This window comes from Mariniflexile sp. HMF6888 (genome assembly GCF_044335535.1).
GTDB lineage: Bacteria > Bacteroidota > Bacteroidia > Flavobacteriales > Flavobacteriaceae > Mariniflexile.
Window position 1 is genome coordinate 875,603 of the sequence record NZ_JBIQVZ010000001.1, and the last position, 24,301, is coordinate 899,903.

General features: G+C 33.5%; 22 protein-coding genes and 1 tRNA gene. 11 read left to right on the forward strand and 12 right to left on the reverse strand.

Annotated features, from left to right (window positions below):
• Positions 1-324: 324 nt before the first annotated feature.
• From ACGLWY_RS04020 to ACGLWY_RS04065, 10 genes are all read right to left on the reverse strand, one after another.
• Positions 325-1,017 carry a porin family protein gene (locus ACGLWY_RS04020; RefSeq protein ID WP_396618369.1) on the reverse strand — a complete coding sequence of 231 codons (693 nt, stop codon included), beginning with the start codon at positions 1,015-1,017 and terminating at the stop codon, positions 325-327.
• Between the two features lie 105 nt (positions 1,018-1,122).
• Complete coding sequence (locus ACGLWY_RS04025) at positions 1,123-1,599, reverse strand: ExbD/TolR family protein (RefSeq protein WP_396618370.1); 477 nt, start codon at positions 1,597-1,599, stop codon at positions 1,123-1,125.
• Between the two features lie 16 nt (positions 1,600-1,615).
• Positions 1,616-2,206 (reverse strand): ExbD/TolR family protein, encoded by a 591-nt coding sequence (locus ACGLWY_RS04030; RefSeq protein ID WP_396618371.1) that lies wholly within the window; start codon positions 2,204-2,206, stop codon positions 1,616-1,618.
• A 3-nt stretch (positions 2,207-2,209) separates the two neighbouring features.
• Positions 2,210-2,632: a hypothetical protein gene (locus ACGLWY_RS04035; RefSeq protein WP_396618372.1), complete on the reverse strand. Its 423-nt coding sequence runs from the start codon at positions 2,630-2,632 to the stop codon at positions 2,210-2,212.
• 19 nt (positions 2,633-2,651) lie between these two features.
• Positions 2,652-3,428, reverse strand: a complete 777-nt coding sequence (locus ACGLWY_RS04040; RefSeq protein WP_396618373.1) for a MotA/TolQ/ExbB proton channel family protein — start codon at positions 3,426-3,428, stop codon at positions 2,652-2,654.
• Positions 3,429-3,506: 78 nt separating this feature from the next.
• A tRNA-Ser gene (locus tag ACGLWY_RS04045) sits at positions 3,507-3,594 on the reverse strand.
• 77 nt (positions 3,595-3,671) lie between these two features.
• Positions 3,672-4,703 (reverse strand): asparaginase, encoded by a 1,032-nt coding sequence (locus ACGLWY_RS04050; protein WP_396618374.1) that lies wholly within the window; start codon positions 4,701-4,703, stop codon positions 3,672-3,674.
• Positions 4,704-4,716: 13 nt separating this feature from the next.
• Entirely contained in the window at positions 4,717-5,484 is a 768-nt protein-coding gene (locus ACGLWY_RS04055) for a TatD family hydrolase (RefSeq protein ID WP_396618375.1), read from the reverse strand.
• A 202-nt stretch (positions 5,485-5,686) separates the two neighbouring features.
• A complete protein-coding gene (locus ACGLWY_RS04060; protein WP_396618376.1) occupies positions 5,687-6,421 on the reverse strand; it encodes a tetratricopeptide repeat protein in 735 nt (244 codons plus the stop codon).
• A 95-nt stretch (positions 6,422-6,516) separates the two neighbouring features.
• On the reverse strand, positions 6,517-7,098 hold the full coding sequence (locus ACGLWY_RS04065; RefSeq protein WP_396618377.1) for an RNA polymerase sigma factor: 582 nt from the start codon (positions 7,096-7,098) through the stop codon (positions 6,517-6,519).
• Positions 7,099-7,232: 134 nt separating this feature from the next.
• Here ACGLWY_RS04065 and ACGLWY_RS04070 point away from each other — a divergent pair, with 134 nt between their 5' ends.
• From ACGLWY_RS04070 to ACGLWY_RS04100, 7 genes are all read left to right on the forward strand, one after another.
• Complete coding sequence (locus ACGLWY_RS04070; protein WP_396618378.1) at positions 7,233-7,670, forward strand: hypothetical protein; 438 nt, start codon at positions 7,233-7,235, stop codon at positions 7,668-7,670.
• An 80-nt stretch (positions 7,671-7,750) separates the two neighbouring features.
• Positions 7,751-8,776, forward strand: a complete 1,026-nt coding sequence (locus ACGLWY_RS04075) for a hypothetical protein (RefSeq protein WP_396618379.1) — start codon at positions 7,751-7,753, stop codon at positions 8,774-8,776.
• A gap of 370 nt (positions 8,777-9,146) precedes the next feature.
• Positions 9,147-11,102, forward strand: coding sequence for a PKD domain-containing protein (locus tag ACGLWY_RS04080; RefSeq protein WP_396618380.1), 1,956 nt, complete (start codon positions 9,147-9,149; stop codon positions 11,100-11,102).
• Between the two features lie 29 nt (positions 11,103-11,131).
• A complete protein-coding gene (locus ACGLWY_RS04085; protein ID WP_396618381.1) occupies positions 11,132-13,723 on the forward strand; it encodes a CHAT domain-containing protein in 2,592 nt (863 codons plus the stop codon).
• The gene (locus ACGLWY_RS04090) at positions 13,692-14,135 is read left to right on the forward strand and encodes a retropepsin-like aspartic protease (protein ID WP_396618382.1); all 444 of its coding nucleotides are present in this window, start codon (positions 13,692-13,694) and stop codon (positions 14,133-14,135) included. The genes ACGLWY_RS04085 and ACGLWY_RS04090 overlap by 32 nt, the downstream gene beginning before the upstream one ends.
• Before the next feature lie 46 nt (positions 14,136-14,181).
• Positions 14,182-14,811 carry a response regulator gene (locus tag ACGLWY_RS04095; RefSeq protein ID WP_396618383.1) on the forward strand — a complete coding sequence of 210 codons (630 nt, stop codon included), beginning with the start codon at positions 14,182-14,184 and terminating at the stop codon, positions 14,809-14,811.
• A 908-nt stretch (positions 14,812-15,719) separates the two neighbouring features.
• Positions 15,720-15,881 carry a hypothetical protein gene (locus ACGLWY_RS04100; RefSeq protein WP_396618384.1) on the forward strand — a complete coding sequence of 54 codons (162 nt, stop codon included), beginning with the start codon at positions 15,720-15,722 and terminating at the stop codon, positions 15,879-15,881.
• 66 nt (positions 15,882-15,947) lie between these two features.
• Here ACGLWY_RS04100 and odhB read toward each other — a convergent pair whose 3' ends face one another.
• Positions 15,948-17,162 carry a 2-oxoglutarate dehydrogenase complex dihydrolipoyllysine-residue succinyltransferase gene (gene odhB / locus ACGLWY_RS04105; protein ID WP_396618385.1) on the reverse strand — a complete coding sequence of 405 codons (1,215 nt, stop codon included), beginning with the start codon at positions 17,160-17,162 and terminating at the stop codon, positions 15,948-15,950.
• A gap of 47 nt (positions 17,163-17,209) precedes the next feature.
• The gene (locus ACGLWY_RS04110) at positions 17,210-19,951 is read right to left on the reverse strand and encodes a 2-oxoglutarate dehydrogenase E1 component (RefSeq protein ID WP_396618386.1); all 2,742 of its coding nucleotides are present in this window, start codon (positions 19,949-19,951) and stop codon (positions 17,210-17,212) included.
• A gap of 155 nt (positions 19,952-20,106) precedes the next feature.
• On the opposite strand from ACGLWY_RS04110, the gene ACGLWY_RS04115 reads away from it, so the two are divergent.
• From ACGLWY_RS04115 to nosZ, 4 genes are all read left to right on the forward strand, one after another.
• On the forward strand, positions 20,107-20,637 hold the full coding sequence (locus ACGLWY_RS04115) for an alpha-ketoglutarate decarboxylase (protein WP_396618387.1): 531 nt from the start codon (positions 20,107-20,109) through the stop codon (positions 20,635-20,637).
• 331 nt (positions 20,638-20,968) lie between these two features.
• Positions 20,969-21,466 (forward strand): c-type cytochrome, encoded by a 498-nt coding sequence (locus ACGLWY_RS04120; RefSeq protein ID WP_396618388.1) that lies wholly within the window; start codon positions 20,969-20,971, stop codon positions 21,464-21,466.
• Between the two features lie 6 nt (positions 21,467-21,472).
• The gene (locus ACGLWY_RS04125) at positions 21,473-22,048 is read left to right on the forward strand and encodes a fasciclin domain-containing protein (protein ID WP_396618389.1); all 576 of its coding nucleotides are present in this window, start codon (positions 21,473-21,475) and stop codon (positions 22,046-22,048) included.
• A gap of 129 nt (positions 22,049-22,177) precedes the next feature.
• Positions 22,178-24,136: a Sec-dependent nitrous-oxide reductase gene (gene nosZ, locus ACGLWY_RS04130; RefSeq protein WP_396618390.1), complete on the forward strand. Its 1,959-nt coding sequence runs from the start codon at positions 22,178-22,180 to the stop codon at positions 24,134-24,136.
• The last annotated feature ends 165 nt before the right edge of the window (positions 24,137-24,301 follow it).

Genomic DNA, 24,301 nt, shown 5'->3' on the forward strand with positions numbered 1-24,301 from the left:
AACCGTGTAATCGTTGAATCGTGTATCACAAACTCCATCGGTACATCAAACTCTGAACTTTTAACTTTTAACTTTTAACTTTAACATTGTACTTTTAAAAAAAGATATCATTACAAAACCTGTGTCCTGGTTATAAACATACCCTGTAACTTTTAACAGTTTAACCGTGTAATCGTTGAATCGTGTATCACAAACTCCACCGGTACATCAAACTCTGAACTTTGAACTTTGTACTTCTAATATTGTACTTTTAATATTGTACTTCTAACATTGCATTTTTAACATCTAACTTTGTTAAAATTTATATTGAACTCCAATTAAAAACTATAAAATATAAAACATCAACCCTACTTTTATGGTATTCGTTTTTATATCATTACCATTCAATATAGCCTTGTCTGAAAAAATGGGAGATAAACCATAATACATATAAAAATTCCAAGTATTATAACCTACACAAAGGGTCAACCCATACTGAAGCTTATTAAAGTCGCTTATATTATGGTGTTTAAAAGACCCTGAGTCTCCTTTAAACTTTGTTGTACTGGTAACCAAGTAACCTAATTTAAAGCCTGTATAAATGCGCCAAAACTTATATTCGGTTGGTGTCGATGTCCGCCATCTAAACTCAATAGGTAGTTCAATTAATTGGTTTGTGTACTTGTTCTTTGAATAGGTAGTAGCATCCTCTAAAATAGTATAGGTTATGTTACCATTATTATCTTTATCAATAAGTAAATTTTGGATGAATGAATTTAACGAATATCCTAAGCCAATACCAAGAGCAACATTTCTCTCTTCATTTAAAGGTATGTCCTTTATAATACCAAAATGAATACCACTTGAAAACCCACTTTGCGATAAATCTTTTGGCTTTTTACCTAATAAATTATATGTGGTACCTATGTAAAATTGGTCTTCTTTATAAAAATTATCAACGCTGCTAATACTATCCTCTTGCGAATAACATAAATGAACACTAAACAAAATAAATAGGATTCCGTATAAAAATTTCATCTTTAACAGTTATAATTCATTATACAAACATACCATATTTATTAAAAATAAAAAGGCGTTTTGAAATTTCAAAACGCCTTTTATATAAAATTAAGAATATAGAAATTAGTTATTTTCTAATACACTACCTTTTTTAGTAGTGTAATTTATTTTAAGCGCATTTACTTTTCGTAATTCTTGCTTAATATCACCAATTAATCCCATATTAGCATCTTTATCTACTTTTAAAGCAGTAGTTAAAAACGGAACTAATTCTTCTCTTTTAGAAGCGCGTTCTGCAGCAATAAAAGCAGCTATTTCATTAACATCTGCAAAATCATCGTTAAGTTGAATTCTGGTTTCAGTACCATAATTTCTATAATTCGCACTTGGTTTACCTGCATATATATACATAACCAAATCTTTCTTATCTAATTTTTCAACCTGATCTGCAAATGGTAAATTATTTTCCACCTTCAGAGTGTTCTGTCTCATAACAGTTGCCACCATGAAAAAGAATAATAACATAAACACAATATCTGGTAATGATGCCGTAGATATTGCTGGCATATCGCCTCCTTGTTTCTTTTTAAATTTAGCCATAATAATGTGTTAAATTTTAATTTTGTACTTCCGAAAGCTTTTGAGGATACTCAATTTTTATTTTCTCAAGTTGTTCCTTCAATAACGTTTTATTTCCTGGCCAATTCACATCATTAAGGTTCGCTTCCATTTCAACAAAAGATTTTCCATATAGCGACTGAGCTCTAATATTCCTTAAATCGTTGTATGCAGCTACTAATTCATTTTGAACCGCTATATACGTTTTATAAGTTGTTTCACGCTCATTCTTTAATGATATTACAGCCTTATCTGGATTATCAGAAGATTCAGGATCTTTTTTACCATTACAATAATTACAAGTACCGTCTCCACCATTGTCTAAAAACTCAGTGGCTGCCTTTCTTAAATCTTTAAGTTCCATTAACTCGTCCTCAACAAGCAATTGATCTTTACCATTTAAAAGCACGGTAAAAATATTCTTTTGCTTAATAACAGGTGGTTCTACGTTATCTTCAATAGGAGGTAGCTTTCTGTTTAATCCAGAATCCGTTTCAATAGTAGTTGTTACTAAGAAAAATATTAATAGTAAGAACGCAATGTCGGCCATGGAGCCTGCATTTACTTCTGGTGCTGCTCTTTTTGCCATAATTTATTTATTTAATAATTTTTTTGCACTTGAAAGAAAGGTAGCAACTATTGCAATGACTGCAAGAAAGTAAAAAGCATATAAACCTGCTCCTACGTTCTTAGAGATCCCTTCTGTAATGCCCAAACCTTTATCGTTAAATTGCTTTAAATTCAAATCTGTACCAGATGATATTAGGTAAGATATTAGAATAACTGCCAAAAACAATCCTACGGTAGTTAGCGTTTTTTTAATGTTTCCTGCAAATATGCCTTTTAAAACATATACAACTATTAATGCTATTACAATAAAAAGTACAATATAAGTAACTACTAATATATTATCTATCATGCCATCTGAGTCTGTTGTCATCAGCAATAGTGCAAAAACAGCCCCAATAATACCAAGAGCAAAAGCTAAATACTTGAATATTTTATATAAATTCATGATTCTTTTTTTTTAATTATTACTTTTTATTTCTAATTAATAGATCCATTAATGTAATAGAAGCGTCTTCCATATCATTAACGATACTATCAATTTTAGCAATAATGTAATTATAAAAAACTTGAAGAATCATTGCTACAACAAGTCCAAATACAGTTGTTAAAAGTGCAATTTTAATCCCCCCTGCAACAAGTGATGGCTGCATATCTCCAGCAGCTTCAATTTTATCGAAGGCATTAATCATCCCTATTACTGTTCCCATGAACCCTAACATTGGTGCCAACGCGATAAACAATGAAATCCAAGATACATTTTTCTCTAATTGTCCCATTTGAACACCACCATAAGCTACAACAGCTTTTTCAACAGCGTCTAAACCTTCGTCTGTTCTATCCAAACCTTGGTAATAGATAGAAGCAACAGGGCCTTTTGTATTTCTGCAAACTTCTTTTGCAGCTTCAACACCTCCAGAAGCAAGTGCTTCTTCAACCTCTTGGGTTAATTTTTTTGTGTTTGTAGTTGAAAGGTTTAAAAAGATAATTCTTTCTATAGCAATGGCTAATCCAAGAATCAAACATAATAATACAATCCCCATAAATCCAGGACCACCTTCAATAAATCTCTTTTTTAATTCTTGATGAAACCCAAGTTCTTCTGCTGGTGCTGCAGTTTCTTCATCTTGTGCCATACTTGCTACAGTTGTTGCAACTGTGCTTGTGTTTGCATTTGTTGTTGCATTAACAGTTCCAAAAGCCATCATTCCAGCAATGGCAAGGATAGAAAATAATCTTTTCATGTTCTAAATCTTAATTTTATTAGTTAATTAATGTGTTAAAGATATAAAAAAAATACAATAAAAAAATAAAAATAACAGCAGAGAGGAAGGGATTCGAACCCTCGATACCCTTTTGGGGTATACACACTTTCCAGGCGTGCGCCTTCGACCACTCGGCCACCTCTCTTTATTTTATATTATACTTTTCTATGGGTGGGCAAATAACAAAAAAAACTTTGAACGTTAAAATTTTATAAGTTAATTTTAAGACAATTCACCTCGTAATGCATTTTCGAAGGTCATTTTGAATGTTTTAAACGGTATATTCTCACCCAACAAGTACATTAATTTGCAAATTGCAGCCTCGGTTGTCATGTCTTTACCAGAAACAACCCCTATGGTTTTCAGGTGATTACTGGTTTCGTAATGCCCCATCATCACACTTCCACCTACACATTGCGTTACATTTATAATATGCACACCACGCTTAATCGTTTCTTGCAAAAGATCGATAAACCATGCTTCTGTAGTGCAATTTCCAGCGCCGTAAGTCTCCAAAACAACCGCTTTTAAGTTTGGTGTCGCTAATACGGCCCTTAAAAACGTCTCAGACATACCCGGAAACAGTTTAATAAGCGCTATATTGGTATCTAAATTTTTATGGACTATCAACGTTTTTTTTAAGTCTGGCTTCAACAAATAATCTTGATTTACTTTTAAATGCACCCCAGATTCTGCCAATTCGGGATAATTTAATGATGCAAATGCTTTAAAATTTTCGGCATTTAGTTTCGTCGTTCTATTAGCTCTGTACAATTTATATTCAAAATACAAACAGACTTCTTTAACCAAAGGCTTCCCGTTTTCTTGCAAAGATGCCATTTGAATTGAGGTGATTAGATTTTCTTTAGCATCGGTTCTTAAATCACCAATGGGCAATTGTGAGCCTGTAAATACTACTGGTTTTACTAAATTTTCCAAAATAAAGCTTAATGCCGATGCTGTGTAGCTCATGGTATCGCTTCCGTGTAACACAACAAATCCATCAAATTTATTATAATGTGCTTCTATTATTTCAGCAATTTGAACCCAATACCCTGGATTCATATTACTTGAATCGATAGGTTTTTCAAAAGAAACCGTTTCAATATGGCAATCTAACAATTGAAGCTCTGGAATTTTATCTAAAAGATTTTTAAAATCGAAAGCCTTCAATACGCCGGTTTTAAAGTCTTTAATCATACCAATAGTACCGCCTGTGTATATAAGTAATATGTTTGGTTTTGATTTACTCATTTTGATTTACAATTTAAATTCTAAATACATCTTTAGAATTCTGGGTGGTTATTTCTGCTATTGCTTCTAAAGATACACCATATAATTCTGATAATTTTTCCAAAACCTTTAATATATAGGCACTTTCATTGCGCTTACCTCTGTATGGTGCCGGTGCTAAATAGGGCGAATCGGTTTCTAATACAATATGATTTAAGTCTATCTGATTTAAAAACTGATCGATTTTCCCATTTTTAAAAGTTGCTACACCTCCTATTCCTAATTTCATATTATAGGACATCGCTTGCTGCGCCTGTTCTAAAGTGCCAGTAAAGCAATGAAAAATCCCATATAAATCATCACTCTTTTCTGTTTCTAAAACTTCAAAGATTTCATTAAAAGCCTCACGACAATGAATAACTATAGGCAACTTATATTTTTTAGCTAATTGAATTTGATATTTAAACGCTTCTTGCTGAATACCTAGTGTTGACTTATCCCAATACAAATCAATACCAATTTCACCCACTGCATAAAATTTTCGTTTTGCGAGCATGTCTTCAACAAACCTTAATTCGTCTTTATAATTATCTTTTACGTGCGTTGGATGCAAGCCCATCATTAAAAACACATTATTAGGATAATCCTTTTCAAGTTGGAGCATCGACTCTATATATGTAGAATCGATGGCTGGAATAAAAAAAAGTGAAACGCCTTCATTCAATGCACGGGTTATCATGGCATTTCTATCTTCATCAAAAGCGTCACTATATAAATGGGTATGGGTATCGGTAATTATCATTCGGTAAAAATAAGAAGTATTTTAATAAACAAAGACCTCACAGGTTTTAAAAACCTGTGAGGTCTGGAATCTTTTCAAGGCAAAAAACAGAATTATAATACCTACAAGGTTTTGGAAACCTTGCAGGTAGGTTTTGGAAACCTTGCAGGTAGGTTTTGGAAACCTTGCAGGTAAATCACGACTCAACCTTGCAGGTAAATCTTTACTCTAACTTTTTTATAAGTTTTTGGGCTTTGTTATAATCATCAGCATCTTCTGGAATGGTTTTTAAAATTTCCAAACACGCATCGTAGTCTTTTTGTTTTAAATGACTTAATGCCAAATACCAAATAGCTTTATTTTTATATGCCGATTGTCCTTTACTCAAACTACTTAATAAACGTTCAGCCGTTTCATATTTGTTTAATTCTACATTGGCTACAGCTCTATAAAATTGTAATTCTGCATTGTCTTTATCTATTAGTATTAAACTTTTAAAGGCTTCTTCCGCTTTAGCGAAATCTTTAGTGTTAAAAGCATTTTCGGCCGTTTTTAATAAAGCATCTTGTTCGCCTCTCACGGTTAAACTAATGCTGTTATAATTTGCAAAATCTTCATAAACCGGACTTGAAAGCTTATTAAATATGGTGATTCCAATTAATAAAACAACACTAGCCGCCACGGCATATTTCCAAATTTTAAAACGAACCACTTTTTTAGGGGCGTCTAGCTTTTCAAAATAAGTTTTTGAAATATTTTTTAAATTATTTTGAAATGCTGTTGAAGCTTCCTCGTTACCAAGCTTATGTTCTAAAAAAGAGGAAAGTTCTTTATAGGTATTGAAACTGTCTTTGAATTTTGGATCTGCTTCCAATCGGGTTTCAAAAGCGTTTTTTTCGGTTTCAGAAAGGTCTCCTAAAAGGTAGTTTTCAAACAATATGTAATCTTGCTCATTCATGTGTTCAATTTTATTGTTTTTTAGCAGTCACATGCTACATCTATTTAATCTTTTGTTATAGCATTAAAGATTTAGTTATAGATGTTTCATAATGGTTACTTATTAAGTAGGTTAAACTTTGGCGACCCTTGAACCAACTCTGTTAGTTTACCAATACATAAAGATTTCTTTTTTCGGGCATAAGCGTATGTTACACCTAAACTTGAAGCTACTTCTTCCATCGATTTTATTTTAAAAGTAGCGTTCAATAATTCTTTACAAGCAGTTCCTAGTTTTTGAAACATTTCGGTAAATAAGGCTTGCTTTTCACCAAACATATCAGTTTCAAATGCTAGTTCTTGAGCGTCGTCATCTTTATATAAAACTTCCTCATTAATTGTTACCTCTTTATGGGCTGTTTTTTTCAGCTCATTTAGCCATTTGCGTTTACACAATAAAAAGAAATAAGCATCAAACGGACATGTAAGCTCCAATTTCTTTTCGCTTGCCTGGTTATATATGGTCATTAATGTGTCCTGTACCACATCTTGCGCTTGGTCTGCATCCCCACTGTTCTGCTTGATATAATTAATAACCTTAGGCACGAATTTATCATAGATTGCTTGTATAATAAAGGAATTGTTTTTCAGTAAACCATCAATATATTTTTGGTCTTCATGTATTTTTTTTTCGCTCATTAACCCTTGTATTTACTGCTAATTTAAAAAAACTTTAAAATAAACGGGTAACAATTTTTAAATGGTTTTGATATAAGGGTGTAACAGCAAAATGCTAAAACAAAATTTTAATTAATCCATAAAAATTAGAAATCATGAAGAAATCAATTTTAATTATCGCAACAGTAGCTTTTTCAATATTAAACATAAACGCTACAAATGAGAAATCGACCCTTAACACTTCAAATGAAGTTGTAAACTTTACAAAAGAAAACATTGCTCAAGTATTTGACTGGAAAGTAGAAACCGATAAAGGCAGCTATTCAGGAACTTCCCTTTCTCTTGAAAACGCTAAAGAAATGATTGCTTTATCTAGCTCTGGAGAAATTGTTTTAGGAACCGAAATTCAAAGTTACTTGGTTCTAAAATCTGAAATCAACACTCATAGAAATTATTTCTGGGAAGTTGAAACAGCTACAGGTTCTGCAAAAGGCTATGCTTCTTCTGAAGATTATGCCAACAAAATGATACAATTAGTAGCCTCTGGTGATGCTGTAATCTCTAAAATAATCTTCAGCCAACCTCAACAATAAAAAATAATTACCAAAACAGGGTAACAAAACAGTTGCCCTGTTTATATAACAATGAACAATAACTTTAAAACCCAATAATCATGAAAATTACAAAGCAATTTCACGAACACTTTAACAATTTAAACAACGTGAGTAAAAATTTAAAACACATTTTAGGAACACTTTTATTAACGGCTTTAGTATTTACTAGCTGTTCAAAAAACGACAATGAGGATTTAGTAATCCCCGCAACAGCTCAAGAATTTGATGCTTTAAGAGAAGAAGCTTTAACCGCTTTAACCCAAACATTTCAATTTAATGCCGAAGATGGCTCGGTAAACTTTACATCTGATAAAGGTGTTGAAATTTACATTAATGGTGCCTGTTTAACCAAAAACGGGGACGCCGTAACCGGTGCCGTAGAATTAGAATTTGTTGAGTTATTTGATAAAGGAAACATGCTTACAACAAACAAACCTACAATGGGTATTTTACCAAGCGGTGACAAGGCCTTATTGATTTCTGGTGGTGAGTTTTTTGTACAAGCTACCCAAAACGGTGTTGCTTTAGATACCAACTGCGGATTCCAAATGTTAATTCCTGCTGATTTAACAGGTGGTATAGATAACGATATGATACTTTGGAATGGTATTATTGATGATAACGGAGATCTTGCTTGGGCTGAAGACAAACGTGATGGCGCCAATGGTGAAGGTGGTGTTTTTGCAGAAGGCAATCAATACTACGGCTTTTTCCAATCGTTTGGATGGTCTAACGTTGATAGATTTTACAGTGACCCACGACCAAAAACAACTATTTTAGTTGGTGTTCCAACAGGATACGACAACACAAATAGCTCAGTATATTTATCTTACGATGGTGAAGATTCTGGTCTTGCCAACTTAGACACTTATGACTCACAAACTGGTTTATTCAGCGAGCATTACGGACAAATTCCCGTTGGACTGGAATGTCACGTTATTTTCGCAACCGAAGAAGATGACAACTGGAAATACGCTATAAAAGCTGTGACTATTGTTGAAAACGGTGTTATCACATTTACAGAAGGTGAAACATCTATAGCTACCGAAGCACAACTTACAACCATTATAAATGGTTTACCATAAACAGCTACTCATTTTAATTATCTACTTAAAAATCATGGTTTGCCACAATTCTTAACCTGCTTTTTTATCCCAGAGACTTCGTTTCTGGGATTTTTTAGACCTCATAGGTTTTAAAAACCTGTGAGGTCTTCTTCAATTTAGAAAAAAGGGTAACAAAACAACAACTTTATTGATATAATGGTATACAGAACATATCATGAAAAAGTTTGTTTTTATATTCATTATGGTATGCATCATATTATTCGTAATTGGTGCTAACATTGCTATCATACTATCTAACTTATATTCCTTATAAAAACAGATACCCATTAAAAACAGCTTTATAAATGTCGCTTTTTGTATATTTAAAATCTATTCAAACCTTATTATCATGAACAAACGGTTTTCTTTTCTATGTTTATTTTTAATTGGCGTTTACAGTTATGCTCAAAAACTAATTGTAAACGATACGTTAACAAGAGTTGCAACCATTAAAAATACAACCCATGGCAATGCCGTTTTGTTTACTCCTGAAACACCCACATTAAATCAAATAGCGGGAGCTCCTAAAGCATTTTACACCCATTACTGGGAATTTGGTGATGGCCATTATAGCACCGAAGAAAAACCAAAACACGTTTATAAAAAAACTGGAGAATACGAAGTAAAGCTTTGGGCAACCAACAATTATGATACCGGCAAACCACCCACAACACGTCCTAAGAAAATTGCCATAAGTAATATAACAACAGCATATAACGACGTTGCAAGCATGGAAGATGATTTCATATTAAAACGCAACCGAGAACCCGTACCCGACGAAGAAATGGTGGTCATTGTTAGTTATAAAAACCCAAAAGATTACACAACAAATGGAAAATTGTATTTGTTTTATAACGAGCATCAATACAAAGCCAATAATTTTGAATTAATAGATACTCGAACTTATCACAACGAAAAAAATGTTTCGGCAGATGGGTTTGCTTTCACACATCATATTGATGACGATGGTACTTATTTAGCATCTTCTGATAATGGGTTTATTGAAGCTCGTACTTTTTCGCAAGATTCTACCGAAAAAACCAACCTGCCTTTAACCATTGCAAACTCTAAAACCTATTACAAAAACTGGAGTCTTTTGGAGTTTGACAACATGAAACCTCAAGAAGAACGCAATCTTTTTTTCAGTTTAAAAACCACTCCCGAAATGCTTAAAGATACCAGTGCCATTATTTCGGTAAGAGGTATTTATGTGCCTGATGCCAATTACGACAACCATAAAGTAAAGGATATGGAAATGGAAATCGTAACCTCCCACGATCCTAATAAAATGTCATCAAACGGCACCTTCTTAAATTACAGATTGGTACGTTTTAAAACTTTAAAATATAAAATTAAATTTCAAAACAACGGTGAAGGGCCTGCACGCACCATTCGCTTGGAAACCGATATTCCTGAAATGCTGGACAAATCGACACTGAAAGTTTTGGATATGTATCCCAAATGCGATATCTGTCCAAAAAAAGAAGTACTGTATAGCTGCTTAGATACCATGTTTACAGATACTCAGGCTATATTCACATTTAAAAATATTTACCTGCCCGGAAGCGAGCAAAAAAACGTTAAAGAATACGATTCTACCAAAGGCTTCGTAAAGTATAGTATCAAGTTTGCCAAAGATTTTCATAAACAAAAAACCAAAAGCAGAACTGCTATTATCTTCGATAAAAACGACCCGATAATCACCAACTATTCCACCACACGTTTTTTACCGGGAATTTCTATTGGTGCCAAAGTTGGGATTAATTCGTTTTCAGATTTAAATAATTCTGAAAGCTACTTTTTTGGAGCTACCCTATCACCGTACAAATCGTACCGTTGGTATTGGCAGGTTGAATTGATGAATAACTTTCATAATTATGATGCCAACACCAATATCACTGAAGAATTTGTTCAAGATGCACAAGGCATTCGCTTTTTACAGCGTACCACAACCCGAAATTCTTTTGAAAACATCGATTGGGATGTACCCATTTTAATTCGTTATAATATGAATAATTACATTGGTCTTGGGGCAGGTTTACAAAACACTGTGTCACTTAGCGAAAAACAAGAACAATCGGTTTTAACCGAGCGGTTCGAAGGCGATACCACAGATGGTCCTATTATAGATTCCAAAGAAGAATCTGTAAATACAACCAATTCATTTACCAATTTAAGAACTGGCTTGTTATTTGAAGCCACTGCAGGTTTTGCAAGAATTGGTCCCAGTTTAGGCGCACGCTATATTATGAATTTTGAAAACGATTTTAATTATTGGCAGTTTTACGCCATTTGGAAGTTTTGAGCCTAAGGCTCTTTTAGCAGCCCATTTTTATGAAAAAACTTTGTTTTATTTTCTTTTTAATCTTCGAAATCTCTTTTTCCCAAAATTTAGAAGAAGCCATTTATACTGCTGCCGAAACATTTATTAGCAATAAAAATGAAGCATCTTTAAAGCTTTTAAATCAGCAAGAATCTTCATTTAAAACTCATGTAAAAACTAAAGATGAACAATTAGCGCTCGTTTTTTTACAGTGCCACAAAGGTTATTATTTAGATGAACATTCCAAATTAAAAGAAGCCCTTGCCACGTATGAAGATGCCCTAAAACGATTCAACAATAATGAGCTTTCAAAATTTTCAGATTTTGACATCATTGAAAGTTGCCTAAAACCTTTGGGTAATTTATACACCAAAACAGGTGATTACACCAATGCCGTAAGCACCATAAACCAATACATTTTTTTAGCTGAAAAAAATAAAAATACCAAGCATCAAATTAGCGGTGCTATCAATTTAGCCAAACTATACCAAACCCTTAATAAGCACGAAACGGTATTGAAAATTGTTAATGATGCTCTTAAATTTTCTAATATAGACAGTCATCAAAAAGCATGGCTTCAAAATATAAAAACAAGTAGTTTAGCGGCTTTAAATAATTACGAAGCCGCTTCACTATTAAATAACACTTCAACTTCCTTAAACTTTGAAAAGTATAAAAACAATTATATAATAGAATTTCAAAAAGGCAATTATCCGGAAGCTCTAAATGCGTTCAACAAAGCAAAGGAATATCTTTCCGAAATAAATTTATCTGCAAGATATTTGGCGAAGTTTTATTTTGAAGAAGCACAATTATACTATTTACTTGAACAGCCAAATGATGCTTTAAAGAATTTGCAACAAGCCATCAAAACATTGTTGCCAAATTTTAATGAAAAAGGATTGCCCAACAAAAAAGATTTGTACCCAGAAAATACATTTATAGATATTTTCGATTTGTATGCTGCTATTCAAAACAATCACAGAAAAGCATTAGAGAGTTACGATTTAAGTTTTTATGTTTCTGATTTATTACAAGAAAATTGGACCTCGCAAGAAACCAAAATTTTTAATGAAGCCTCTAACTCAAACCGAATGAGGAGTGAGTACTGCATCGATATCCTTTTTAACATCTATAAACAAACCAAAAAAAAATCACTTTTGTTTGAAGCCTTTCAATATTCAGAAAACAATAAAGCTTCGATTATAAAAGATATGAACCTAAAAAAAATACGCTTACAACAGTTTCCTAACGACAGTTTACTAGCCAAGGAACTTCATCTTCTAAAAACCCAAGAATATTACACAGGCCTATTAAAAAACGAACAACTTGGCACCAATAAAGCTTCAACAGTAAACCATTTAAGCAAAAAATTAAGTACTATTAGCCTTCAATTAAAAACACTAAAAACAGCGATTTCAAAAAAGTATCCAGAAAGCAACAAAGCATATACTTTAGAAAGTCTTCAAAGCAAATTAGCAAAGGATAAAGCTGTTTTGGTTGCATATTTCTTTGGCAAAAACACCTTATACCAATTCGTGATTTCAGAAAAAGATATCGCCATTGAAGGCATTCAGCTAACCGAAAAAATCAAAAAAGACATCGTAAGCTTTATTCATTTATTTAATAATGCTTCCATAATAAATAATGATATAAACAACTACACCGATCAGGCTTTTACTATCTTTAAATTACTAAACTTTAATAAGCTTTCAACCCTTAAAAATGTGGTGATAATTCCCGACGGATTGTTAAATTTTATACCATTTGAAGCACTCCTTACTTCTAAAACCACCACCACATCATTCTCAAAAATGCCTTTTGTAATTAAAAGTCAACATATTATTTATAATTCGAGTGCAACACTATATTTAACCGAAAATCAAGAACATAAGAACAAAGACCTGCTTGGTTTTTTTCCTGTTTTTGAAAACACCAATCAAAAACTCACTTATTCGGTTAACGAAGCTCATGCCATTGAAAAAGAAATGTCTTCTAAGCTGTTTATGAATGCCAATGCATCTAAACAAAATTTTATAGAAAACGCTAGTAATTATGATATTTTACACGTATCCAGTCATGCTAGTAGTGGTGATTTTGCAAACCCAGCCAGTATATCGTTTTACAACGATACGATGTTTTTAAATGAATTATACAGTTTAGACTTAAAACCCTATTTAGTAGTTTTAAGTGCCTGCGAAACGGGTATTGGCACACTTTATAAAGGTGAAGGCGCTATGAGTATTGCTAGAGGATTTCAATATGCGGGTGCAGAAAACTTACTGTTTTCACTTTGGCAAATTAATGATTTATCGACCTCTCAAATCATGCAATCTTTTTATGAAAATTACAATACATCGGAATCGGCATATTTAGCTAATCACCAATCAAAAATAGACTACATAGAAAATGAAGCCATTAACAATGTAAAAAAATCACCTTATTACTGGAGTGCTTTTGTTTATTACGGAACACTTGAACCAGCAAAATCGGACAACACCACATTTTATATAATTTTTAGCATATTTATAGCAAGCATTGTGTTACTTTTAATTTTGAAATTTAAAAGACATGACAGAAACACTAGAGGAATTTCTTCTTAACAAAGGCTATATCAGGGTAAAGTTACGCCTTACCAAAACCAATCACTTCGAAATAAAAGCAACTTTAAATGGTATTAAAGGGCGTTTTATATTGGATACTGGTGCCTCAAATTCGTGTGTTGGTTTTGAAGCAGTAGACCATTTTAATTTAAAAGTAAAAAATTCCAATATTTTGGCAGCTGGAGCTGGTGCCAGTAATATGGAAACTAAAATGTCTAAAAAGAACAAGATTAGAATCGGCAAATGGGAAATAAAAAAAGTTGTTTTGGTTTTATTTAATCTTACCCATGTAAATACGGCACTTATAAATCATAAATCAAAACCTGTTGATGGCATTATTGGTGCCGATATTTTAAAGAAATCGAATGCTGTTATAGACTATGAGAAGAAATACCTGTACTTAAAACTTTAATATCCTTATATTTATAGCATAAATTAATAGCATTTAACTCCCTTTAATGAACACTTCAATTGTAATTGCAGACGATCATCCGCTGATGCTTCGCGGTCTTACCGATTTTTTGACCGCTAAAGGTTTTAACATTGTTGGAAGTGCGCAAGATGGCAATTCCGCTTACAATCTTATTGTAAAACTTAAGCCTGAAATTGCCGTTCTGGATATTAGAATGCCCCATAAAACAGGTTTAGAAATTGCCGAAGCTTGTAAAAAAAACAATCTTCCAACAAAAATTATCCTTATAACTTTTGACAAAGAAGAAGAACTATACGATAAAGCAAAGGAATTTAATGTGTATGGCTACATTTTAAAAGAATTTGCTGTTGAAGAAATTGAAACGTGTATAGGGCATGTTCTAAACAACAAAGCTTATTTTAGTAATGAAATAGCTTCGTACTTAAACCGTAATTTAAATAATAAACCAGCGGAATTAGATTCACTTACCAAAGCTGAATTGAAAATTGTAAAACTTATTTCCGAAAACAAAACAAGTCTTGATGTAGCCGAAGCACTTTCCATATCGGTTCGCACAGTTGACAAACACCGAAGCAATATTGTTAGCAAATTAGGTTTAGATAATAAGCCTACATCTCTTTCAATTTGGGCTAACCTTAACAAGCAACATCTATAAAAAATAAGTAGAAGTGCTTATTTTTTTTATCAATTACACATATTACCTTTACAGAGCTATTAATCAGTTCTTAGGGAGAATCATTGGAGGCTTTAGACGTTATGTTTAGAGCCTTCTTTGCTTTCTATCAATCTTACGTTTAATCTTTGAAATGGTGTTAAACAAAAAATACGTAGAAGTACTTATTTTTTTTCACCTAATCAAAACATACTTTTACAGTGCTAATAATTAGTTCTTAGGGAGAATCACTGGAGGCTTTAGACGCTATGTTTAGAGCCTTCTTTGTTTTCTTATCAATCTTACGTTTAATCTTTGAAATGGTGTTAAATAAAAAATACGTAGAAGTGCTTATTTTTTTTCACCTAATCAAAACATACTTTTACAGTGCTATTAATTAGTTCTTAGGGAGAATTATAGAAGGCTTTAGACATAATGTTTAGAGCCTTCTTTGTTTTCTATCAATCTTACGTTTAATCTTTGAAATGTATTACGCCCTGTGAGACCAATATATTGACCTCCAAAGCATTTCACTCTTCCGTCTTTAAATCTTATCAGATTTAAATCCACTTTCCCTTATTAATAAAGGGAAGAAGTTGTTTGTTGCTTCGATTTGAAGACGGATATGATTATCGTATTTACTGCCATTAAAGTTCTTCTCCTTTAAAAGAAGCAATGGATTCAGTTTCGCCAAAAGAAACCGGAAACGGGATGGTTTTAGTATGGGATTGTACTGTTTAGGTTTAGAGAAAACATACCTACAGGGCTTTTAAAACCTTAAGGGGAACTGATTTAAACAAAAAATACGTAGAAGTGCGTATTTTTTTTCACTTAATCAAAACATACTTTTACAGTGCTATTAATTAATCATTTATTTAAAAGAGTAACCTATATAAATTCTCTACGCTAAAATGCGTAAAGAATTTATCAATGCTATTTTAAATATCCGAAAACTAAAAACTATGGAAAAGGATAACCGTTATCTAGATAAATACTTTATAATTGGATTAGCTATGTTAGTTGTTATTGTAATAACCATAAACATTGTTTATTGTATAGGGGTCGCTTTTTAAAAAACAAAAAGTGCTAACACATTAAAAACGTTGTTAGCACTTTTTTATTTAATTAAGCGTATTTTATTAAAGTTCTAAAGCTTTTTTCACATCATTATTCATTAACAACTCTGTAGGGTTTTCTAAAGCTTCTTTTACAGCTACTAAAAAGCCAACACTTTCTTTTCCATCAATGATTCTATGATCATAAGATAATGCGACATACATAATAGGGCGAATTTCAACCTTACCATTAACGGCAACTGGACGTTCTACGATGTTGTGCATACCTAAAATACCACTTTGGGGAGGGTTAATAATTGGAGTTGATAACATACTACCAAAAACACCACCATTAGTAATTGTGAATGTTCCCCCGGTCATTTCATCGATAGTAATTTGACCATCTCTTGCACGAAGAGCTAATCGTTTAACTTCAGATTCAACGCCTCTAAAACTTAAATTTTCAGCATTACGAATTACAGGAACCATTAATCCTTTTGGTCCTGAAACCGCAATACTAATATCATAAAAGTCATAAGAAACCATTTCGTTTCCATCAATCATAGAGTTTACAGCAGGATACATTTTTAATGCTCTTACAACAGCAAGTGTAAAGAAACTCATAAACCCTAAACCAACGCCGTGTTTCGTTTTGAATACTTCTTTATATTCATCACGCAAAGCGAAAATTGGCGACATATCAACTTCATTAAAAGTCGTAAGCATCGCCGTCGTATTTTTAGCTTCCACTAAACGCTCTGCAACTTTACGACGCAGCATAGACATTTTACTTCTTGAAGCGCCACGGCTACCTCCTGTTGGTGTTCCCATAGATGGAACAGCACTTATAGCATCTTCTTTAGTTACACGTCCGTCTTTTCCTGTTCCAGAAATTGATGAAGCTTCCATGCCTTTCTCGGCCAAAATCTTTTTAGCTGCAGGACTTGCTGTTCCCGTTGCGTATGTTTTTGTTTCTACTGCGGTTGGTTTAGGAGCCTCAGCTTTTGGAGCTTCTTCTTTCTTTTCTTGTTTTGGTGCTTCTGCTCCACCTTCTGGTTTTGCTGCGCTAGTATCAATTAAACATACTACAGCACCTACAGCCACGGCATCACCTTCTTCTGCTTTAAGGGTAATAACACCACTTGCTTCAGCTGGAAGTTCTAATGTTGCTTTATCACTGTCTACTTCTGCAATAGCTTGATCTTTTTCAACATAATCGCCATCTTGAACTAACCAAGTTGCTATTTCAACTTCTTTTATAGACTCGCCTGGTGAAGGCACTTTCATTTCTAAAATCATTCTTCTTATTTTAATATTTTTACGAGTTTTCCAACTCAACTTATATGTTATACTATATCAAATACGTTGTCAATAACTGTTTGTTGTCTTTTCTTGTCTCTTGTGCTAGAACCTGGTGCAGGTACAGAACTATAAGGTCTTGACATAACTTCTAGCTTAATAAAATCCAAGCGTTGTACTACATGACTCCAAGCGCCCATATTTTTTGGTTCTTCCTGTGCCCAAACATAATTTTTTACATTTGGATACTTCGCTATCACTTGTTTTATCTTATCTTCATGAAGTGGGAACAATTGTTCTATTCGAACTAAAGCTACACTATTATTATTTAATTTTTCGCGTTGTGCCAATAAATCGTAATAGAATTTACCTGTACAGAAAACAAGTTTAGTGACTTGTTCTGGATTTAAAGTATCGTCTATAACTTCTTGAAATTCACCAGTTGCCAGTTCATTTAATGTTGAAACCGCTTTTGGATGACGCAATAAACTTTTTGGCGTAAATACGATTAAAGGTTTTCTAAAATCGCGTTTCATTTGACGACGCAATAAGTGGAAAAAGTTTGCAGGTGTTGTACAGTCTGCAACCGTCATATTATCATCTGCACATAATTGTAAATAACGCTCTATTCTTGCAGATGAGTGTTCAGATCCTTGTCCCTCGTAACCATGAGGTAACAATACAACAATACCGTTTTGGGATTTCCATTTATCTTCAGCAGCTGATAAATACTGGTCGAAAATAATTTGAGCTCCATTACTAAAATCACCAAATTGAGCTTCCCAAATGGTTAATGTATTTGGGTTTGCCATGGCATAACCATAATCGAAACCAAGTACCCCATATTCTGATAAAAAGGAATTGAAAATATCCATTTTACCTTTATTCAAAGGGTTGGTATTTAATAAATTAATACGCTCTTCAGAGATTTCATCGCGTAAAATAGCATGACGGTGACTAAATGTACCACGTTCGACGTCTTGTCCTGAAATACGGATATTATAACCTTCTTCCAGCAAAGTTCCATAAGCTAGTGTCTCAGCCATTCCCCAATCTAAGGTGTCGGTTTCAAAAACCATAGAGGCTCTACCTTCTAAAATTCGCTCTGCTTTACGAACAAACTTCACACCATCTGGGACAGTTGACACTACTTTGGCAATACCTTCTAAATTACTTTTAGGATATGATGTATTTTCAGTTTGAAGCATTTCTTTTAGTCCTCTACGACTAAAACCGTTCCATCGTTCTATCATAAACTCTCTTACTTTAGACGATTTTTCGTCTTTAGATTTTTCGTAAGCTTCTTCTAAAACATTTTTAAATTCGTCTACAATACCATCGGTATATGCTTGATCTATTGTTTTTTCAGCAATTAATTTATCTGAATATATTTGAAACGGATTGTTATGCTTGGCTATTTCTTTATATAGTTTTGGCTGTGTAAAACGAGGTTCATCACCTTCATTATGCCCATATTTTCTATAGCCTAATAAATCGATGTAAACATCTTTTTTATAACGCATTCTGTACGCCAATGCTAATTCCACTGCATGTACAACGGCCTCGGCATCATCTGCATTTACGTGTAAAACAGGTGATAATGTTACTTTAGCAACATCGGTACAATAGGTACTGGAACGTGCATCTAAATAGTTGGTAGTAAACCCAATTTGGTTATTTACAACAATATGAACCGTTCCTCCAGTTTTATACCCATTAAGTTGGCTCATTTGCGCCACTTCATATACAATACCTTGACCAGCTATCGCAGCATCTCCATGAACTATAATTGGTAAAATCTTAGAATCATCACCATTATAATCGGTATCTATTTTAGCACGGGTAATACCTTCGGCTACTGATGCAACGGTTTCTAAATGTGATGGATTTGGCACCAAATTCATCTTAATGGTTTTCCCGTTTTGATAGGTTTTATCTAGGGTTAAGCCTAAATGATATTTCACGTCACCATCGATATCTAAATCTTCGAAATCTTTACCATCAAACTCGCTAAAAAGTTCGTGAGCTGGTTTTCTAAAAATATTAACTAAAGTGCTTAAACGACCACGGTGTGCCATTCCTAATACGCATTCTTTTACGCCATATTTTTCAACTGAAATATACAATGTGTTGCTTAATGCCGGGATAAGCGACTCGCCACCTTCTAACGAAAATCGTTTCTGACCCACATATTTGGTCTGTAAAAAATTCTCGAAAGTAACTGCTTGATTTAATTTAGAAAGAATGTATTTTTTAGAATCCTCGTTAAAATTAGGCTGGTTATCATTAATATTTAATTGACTTTGCCACCATCCTATAACTTCTGGATTACGCAAATACATGTATTCAACCCCGATAGAGCTGCAATAAATTTTATCTAAATGAATTAAAATTTCCCGTAAAGTTTGAGTACCAATACCTAAAATCTCACCAGCACTAAAAACGGTATCTAAATCGTTTGCACTAAGTCCGAAATTTTCGATTGCCAATGATGGCTCGTAAGTTCTCCGTTCACGTACAGGGTTTGTTTTGGTAAACAAATGCCCTCGCATTCTATAGCCATCAATAAGTTTTACTACTTGAAACTCCTTTTGGAGAGATTCTGGCATTTGAGTTGAAACACCTTCAATAATTTCACCTTGTAATCCATAATTTTCACTACCAAAATCGTACCCTTGAAAGAAGGCTCTCCAACTGGGCTCTACTGAATCTGGACTTCGTAAATATTGGTCATATAAATCGGCAAAATACGATGTATGTGCTGCGTTTAAAAAGGAAAATTTATCCATTATAATATTGATACACTTAATTTAAATCAAATTTCATGCAAAAGTACAACTTTTACCAAAAACAGGTGTTTCTTTTGCTATATTTATAAGCCAATTACAATCGTAATATTGATAAATTATTTTTTTATGTTAATTTTTTAAATATTTCTAATTATATGAATAGATTTTATTTAATCATTAAAATCACGTTACTGTTTTTCTTCATAATTCTTAGTTCTGTAAGTACTTTAAACGCCCAACAAAGCCAAGATAATTTCTGGGATTCCGTGCGCTTTGGCGGTGGTATTGGATTGAGTTTTGGTGATGGTTTTTTTAGCGGTACACTGGCTCCAAGTGCTATTTATGAGTTTAACAACCAAGTCGCTTTAGGGTTTGGATTAAACGGAACTTACAATAAACAAAAAGACTTTTACAAATCCACCATTTTGGGAGGTAGCCTAATAGGCCTATTTAGCCCTATTAATGAGATTCAACTATCTGCCGAATTTGAAGAACTTCACGTTAATAGACGCTACGATAGTCGTTTAAATTTAGAAAACGACACCTATTGGTCTCCTGCCCTATTCTTAGGCGTTGGCTATAGAAACGGCAACGTAACATTTGGTGTTAGATACGACGTATTGTATGATGATGAAAAAAGTATTTATGCCGATCCTTGGGCACCATTTGTGAGGTTTTATTTTTAACCTAACAAAAAAACTTAACTTCAAAAATGGCTAAACTTGTTTAAGCTTATTATTGGCTTTTCTTAATTCTTGTAATCACCTAATTTATACCATTTTAATAATGCAAAAATAAAAAGGACAAAAAAGTCCTTTTATGACTTTTGTCATATTTTTTCCTTAATAAGGTACATAAATTTGCTTGACTTAATATAATTCATATTATGAAATCGCCATGATTCGGAAACGCAATTGATAATCATCGAACACCAATGAAAATAAAATTTGTGAGATAAACACCAATGAAAATAAAGCGATACTATATAACCATTAAAAAAACAATAAATATTTATATATGAAACAAACATCACAATTATTAATACTTCTCACCACAGCCATTTTTATAAGTTGTGGTGGAAAAGAAAAGAAAAAAGAGAATTTTTCTTATGAAAAAACAGTGCCTACAGAACAAACTGCACCTGCGGTTGAATCTGTTCCTGCATCAAAAAGAGTCAATTTAAGCGACAAAGGTATTGGTCCTATAAAATCGCTGGAGTTAACACCCGAAATAGACCAAGCAATGGCTACTCATGGTGAAGATATATACACAAAAATGTGTACAGCATGCCACAGAGCAGACAAAAAATTTATTGGACCTGCGCCTACCGGAATATTAGAACGCAGAACTCCTGAATGGGTTATGAATATGATTTTAAACCCGGAAGAAATGATTCAAAGCAATCCTTTAGCTAAAGATTTACTAACCGAATTTAACGGTGCTCCTATGGCTAATCAAAATCTTACGGAAGTCGAAGCCAGAGCTGTACTTGAATACTTTAGAACATTAAAATAAAGTCAGATGAAAACCAACTTAAACATTTTATTTACTGTTTTACTTGTTGTCTTCTTTTTTAATTGTAAAAATAATAAAGAAACTTCTGTAGAAACATCCACAAACACCACCACCACAACAACATCAACTGTTGAAAAACAAGGACAAGCCTTTATAGCAGATGACGGCTCAACACCTAATATATTGCAAATAGCCATTGGTTCCAAAGACCACACAACACTTGTGGCTGCTGTTCAAGCTGCCGAATTGGAAAATGCCTTGGTCAATGCAGGTCCATTAATGGTTTTTGCGCCTACAAACGAAGCTTTTGCTGCGTTACCCGCAGGAACAGTTGAAAACCTATTAAAGCCAGAGAATAAAGCGACTTTGGCTCATATTCTATTAAACCATGTAACGCCGGGCAACTACTCAAAAGACTTTCTTAAAAAGTTCAAAAAATTAGGTCAGGCCAATAATCAAAATGTAACCGTTGAGGTTATTGGTGACGATGTATTTGTTGGAGGAGCCAAAATAATCGCTAGTGTATCTGCCGGCAATGGTATTATACATGTAGTTGACAAAGTTATTTTACCAGAAAACTAAACATTTTAAACAAAAAACATAATGAAATCGCCATGATTTGGATACACAACCACCAATGAAGATTAATGCGATACCACCTGCCTGCCGGCAGGCAGGTATGACCTTTAAAAAACAAATAATTATCTACATATGAAAACAATATTAAATATTTCCATTGGATTTCTAATTATTGCCTTCACTTTTACAAGTTGTAATAATGGAGAATCCTCAAAATCAAACGGTGCGCTAAGCTCGAATGCTGCCGAAAAAGTATATGTTGCCCCTGGGCAGCATGATGAATTTTACGCTTTTATTTCTGGTGGATTTAGCGGACAGTTATCTGTTTATGGTTTGCCATCGGGACGCCTTTTTAAAGTTATCCCCGTTTTCTCCCAAGATGCAGAAAAAGCTTATGGATATAATGAAGAAACCAAACCTATGCTAAATACATCTCATGGATTTATTCCTTGGGATGATTCACACCATCCAGACATTTCCCAAACTAAAGGGGAATTAGATGGAAGATATGTATATATTAATGCGAACAATACACCTAGAATCGCAAAAATAGATTTAACAACATTTGAAACTACAGAGATTATTGAAATTCCAAACAGCGCAGGAAATCACAGTTCTTCGTTTGTAACCGAAAATACGGAGTATGTTGTTGCAGGAACTCGTTTTTCTGTACCTATTCCTCAAAAAGATATGTCTATAAAAGACTATAAAGGAAACTTTAAAGGGGCCTTATCATTCCTTAAAATAAATCCAGACAATGGTGAAATGTCTATAAAATTTCAAATATTAATGCCTGGATTTAATTATGACCTATCACACCCAGGACGTGGAAAGTCTCATGGATGGTTCTTCTTTACTACTTATAATACCGAGGAAGCTAGTTCACTTTTAGAAGTTAATGCCTCACAAAATGATAAAGATTTTATTGCAGCCATTAACTGGAAAAAAATTGAAGCATATGTAAATAATGGAGGTGGCACCAAAATGCCTACTAATTATGCGCATAATTTATATAGCGAAGAAACACATTCTGCAACATCTACTATGATCAAAGAAGTCTTAACAGTTAACCCATTAGATGTTCCTGGTGCCATATACTTTTTACCAACACCAAAATCACCTCATGGTTGTGATGTAGATCCAAGTGGAGAATATATTGTTGGCAACGGAAAACTTTCAGCTGACCTCACAGTACATTCCTTTACCAAAATGCAGGATGCTATTGCCAACAAAAAACATGATGGCGAAGCTTACGGCATTCCAATTTTAAAGTTTGAAGATGTGCTTGCAGGTACAGTAAAACAATCCGGATTAGGACCATTACACACAGAATTTGATGGCAAAGGCAATGCCTATACCACCTTCTTTATTTCTTCGGAAGTTGTAAAATGGAAATTAGGCACTTGGGAAGTTATTGATAGAAAACCAACATATTATTCCGTGGGGCATTTAATGATACCTGGAGGAAATTCAGCAAAACCTTTTGGCAAATATGTTCTTGCCATGAATAAAATTACCAAAGACCGTTACTTACCAACAGGTCCTGAAGTAACACAATCGGCACAGCTGTATGATATCTCTGGTGATAAAATGGAACTGCTTTTAGATTTCCCAACTATTGGCGAACCGCATTATGCTGCTGGTTGCCCTGCATCATTAATTAAAGCCAATTCTAAAAAACTCTATAAACTGGCAGAAAACAAACATCCATATGCTGCTAAAAGTGATGCCGATACTAAAGTGGTTAGAAATGGCAAAGAGGTTCATGTACAAATGACCATGATACGCAGTCACTTTTCACCTGATAATATTGAAGGTATCAAAGTAGGCGACAAAGTATATTTTCATATCACCAATTTAGAACAAGATTATGATGTCCCTCATGGTATCGCTATGATAGGAGCCAATACGTCTGAACTACTAATAATGCCAGGGCAAACCGAAACGTTTGTTTGGGAACCAAAACAAGTTGGTGTATGGCCATTTTACTGTACAGATTTCTGTTCTGCTTTACATCAAGAAATGCAAGGTTATGTTCGCGTATCTCCTGCATCATCTAGCATACCATTATCTTGGTCTTTAGGAGACTAATATAGTATTGGGGAATTTTATTTAGTGTTTATTTCCCATATAAGGCGAGAGTTGAATTGTCGCTCTCGCCTTTCTTTTAAAACATTAAAACAAATCCGTTGGCTGAAATTAAGAAAATTTAATTTATAACGAATTTTGATTATAATTTAAAGTCAATTTAGCACT